The sequence below is a fragment of the Xanthomonas axonopodis genome (assembly GCF_001304695.1).
Classification (GTDB): domain Bacteria; phylum Pseudomonadota; class Gammaproteobacteria; order Xanthomonadales; family Xanthomonadaceae; genus Xanthomonas; species Xanthomonas axonopodis.
Window position 1 is genome coordinate 1 of the sequence record NZ_JFAQ01000296.1, and the last position, 2,840, is coordinate 2,840.

General features: G+C 57.2%; 3 protein-coding genes. All 3 read right to left on the reverse strand.

Annotated features, from left to right (window positions below; translation table 11 throughout):
- Positions 1-176, reverse strand: a 176-nt coding sequence (locus XAXN_RS19840; protein WP_054320791.1) for a transposase, incomplete at its 3' end; no start/stop codon positions are given.
- Between the two features lie 189 nt (positions 177-365).
- Positions 366-1,283 (reverse strand): NAD-dependent epimerase/dehydratase family protein, encoded by a 918-nt coding sequence (locus XAXN_RS19845; protein WP_054320790.1) that lies wholly within the window; start codon positions 1,281-1,283, stop codon positions 366-368.
- The coding region (locus XAXN_RS19850) for an ATP-binding response regulator (protein WP_054320792.1) at positions 1,280-2,840 on the reverse strand (1,561 nt) is incomplete at its 5' end. The genes XAXN_RS19845 and XAXN_RS19850, both read right to left, overlap by 4 nt.

Here is a 2,840-nt window from a genome sequence, read left to right on the forward strand (position 1 = left end):
CCCAACGCCTTGAGCCGTTTGGCATCGGGCACGCTCATCCCACCGAACTTGCTGCGCCATAGGTAATACGAGGCTTCGCTGAAGCCATGTCGCCGGCACAGATCTTTGATCGCCACGCCGCTTTCGGCCTCGCGCAAAAAGCCAATGATTTGTTCCTCGGTAAAACGCTTCTTCACGTCCAATCTCCTTCAGGTAGGGAATTGGACTCCAAACTGGCGTGCTACTCAAAATCGGGGGGACGTCGCCTGTAATGGGGCAAACAACCCGAAAATGCGCCGGAAACGGCGGAAAATCGAAGGTCTGAGCGCGGTCGACGCGACCGATGTGTCTCGCAGTGTCGTCCGGCCGCGTTGATCAGACCTTTCCTAGCTGGCATCGAGCGACCGTAATGCGTCTGTTCGCGCTTGCCAAGCCGACCGGCGAGGCCGCCAGCCAAGCTCCTTCTTCGCCTTTTCGCACGAGACGGTTGCGGTGGTTTTCAACATCGAAACCAGCGTCAGCAGATCGTTCTTCATCACAGTCTGCGCCAGAACGGCGGACAACCGAACGACGGAAAACGGCATCCGCCGGATCTTGCGTCCTTCATCCTGGCCCCTCTGAATGTAATCGCCACCCAGCGCGATCACGTCGTCGGCTGCGACGTTGTAGATGCCCTGCGCACCCTTCTTCAGGGCCGCTACGATGGCGTCCACCACGTCGGCTTCATGCACAACCTGCTGCTTAGGTGGGCTTTGTCCGAAGTCCAGCCAGACCGGTAACAGGAAGATCTCGCGTAGGAACTTCTGCGCGTGTGCTCCGATAATCAGGTGTGCCCGGATCTGCACGGCACTGGGGATCTTCGCCGCGAGATAGCGTTCGACCTCGGCCTTGTGATCGGCATACTCGAACCAGGTCGGCGGGTTCGGCTTCGCCTCCTCGCTCATGTTCTCGCCCTCGCCATAGACTGAAACGCTGCTGAGGTTCACAAACGTTGCGATCCCGTTCGCAACAGCAGAGTCGATGACGTTGCGGCTACCACCGACATTGATTTCTGTCATTTTCGGCACGCTGAGCCGGCCGCGCTTTACGGCAAAAGCGAGGTGGATCACCGCATCGTGCCCGCGCATGAGGTCGTGCACTTCAGGGCTGCGCATGTCCATCGTGACGTGGGTGAATTTAGGATCGGTGAAGCTAGGCTCTACGATATCGATACCTGTTATGCTCTTCACATAATCATCTGCGGCGAGTACAGGCAGCAGAACGCTGGCCAGGCAACCGGACGATCCGGTAAGAAAAATTTTCATTCGGCGTAGGCATCAGTTGGGAGCGAAGGGATTAGCGTACTGGAACATGCCTGCTCAACGCTCGCTATCAGCTTCTCCGGGTGGATGGGTTTGCCGAGCGCAGCATCCAGCAGGCCATCGGCGAGGGGCTGTTCAAAGACCAGTGCCCGGTCATCTTCGGCATCTGCGCTGAGGGCTATGATCCTGGCCCCTGGGTTGCGCGCCCGAATCGCCACGGCTAACTCGATGCCGTTCATTTCCGGCATTCGGTAATCGAGAACATGTACGTCGTAGTGATTGCCGGCGTCGATAGCGGCCAAGGCCTCAATACCCCCAGCAGCCGCATGCACGTGATAGCCCGCCTCCTGCAGTACGGCGTACCAAGCGCTGCGGCTTTGGAATTCGTCATCCACAAACAGGACGCAGGCCACGCGTGCCAATGCTGTCCGTGTAGGCACGATCGCTCGCGGGCGGCTCTCGGTGTCCAGGAGTTGGGCTGCGGGTGCGGTCAATCGAAAAGTGGAGCCGGTGCTGGTGCTTTGCAGCGTTACTTGCCCGCCGACAACCTCAATGGTGTCGTGCACAATCGAAAGACCCAGCCCAAGGCCATCGGCACCAGTTGAAGACCCGGCCCGATGAAATCGCTGAAAGACAAGCTGCTGCTGGGACTCCGGAATCCCGTTCCCATTGTCGGCGACAACAAAACTGAGCATCGTTCCGTCGTAGCCAGCCCCAAGCTCGATTCTGTCGCAGCCAGAATGCTTAGCAGCGTTGTTCACTAGATTGATGAGGCAGATTGACAGTGCATGCACAGCTCCGGAAAACACGCCGATTGATCCTGCGTTGATGATCGTGATCTGCGCGCCATTAATTTCTGCAAGTGGATTTACGATTGTCGCCACCTGGCGCAGTAAATCGACCGGATCGAACCTTTCGTGATGCTCCTCGTGGGTGAGGTCTTCGGAAGCGGTCTTTCCAATAATCGCCCGGATTTGCCGCGTGAGCTGGTAAGCGTTGATCCGGATCCCTTCAATCGGCGGTGGCTGTAGACCGCAGTAGCCAATGATCGAGCTAACTGGCGTCAACAGGTCGTGCGAAACGTTGCTGATGAAGCGGGTTTTGGTCTTGTTCGCTTCATCGAGTTCCTTGTTTGCCGTATCAAGCTGTTCTAACAGTTTGATGATCCGCGTCATCGGGGAGAGCTGCATTAATGGAACGACTGCTAGAGTTACCAACAAGGAGAGAAAGACACCCCAATCTGTCCAACTGGTGACTAGGCCAGAGACAACAAAAGTCACCGTAGTAAACGCCATACCGAGCTTGAGATAAAGCGGCTCCTGGTAACGGATGCCGTAGCCGATCCCGATCCACAACAGCACCGCGAACAGACCCATGAAGGAACTGCCCATGCCGACCATCACCAGGCCGATGATGAGACAGTCGTAGGCGAGCGCTCCGATATGCCGAACTTTGTCAGGCCCAACACGCCGCCACGCCATGAACACCCAAAAAAAGGTCGCCAGTAGCGCGAACAGCGTTATCGAACGCAAGTAGGGTGTATTCTGGATCGAGTAGCAG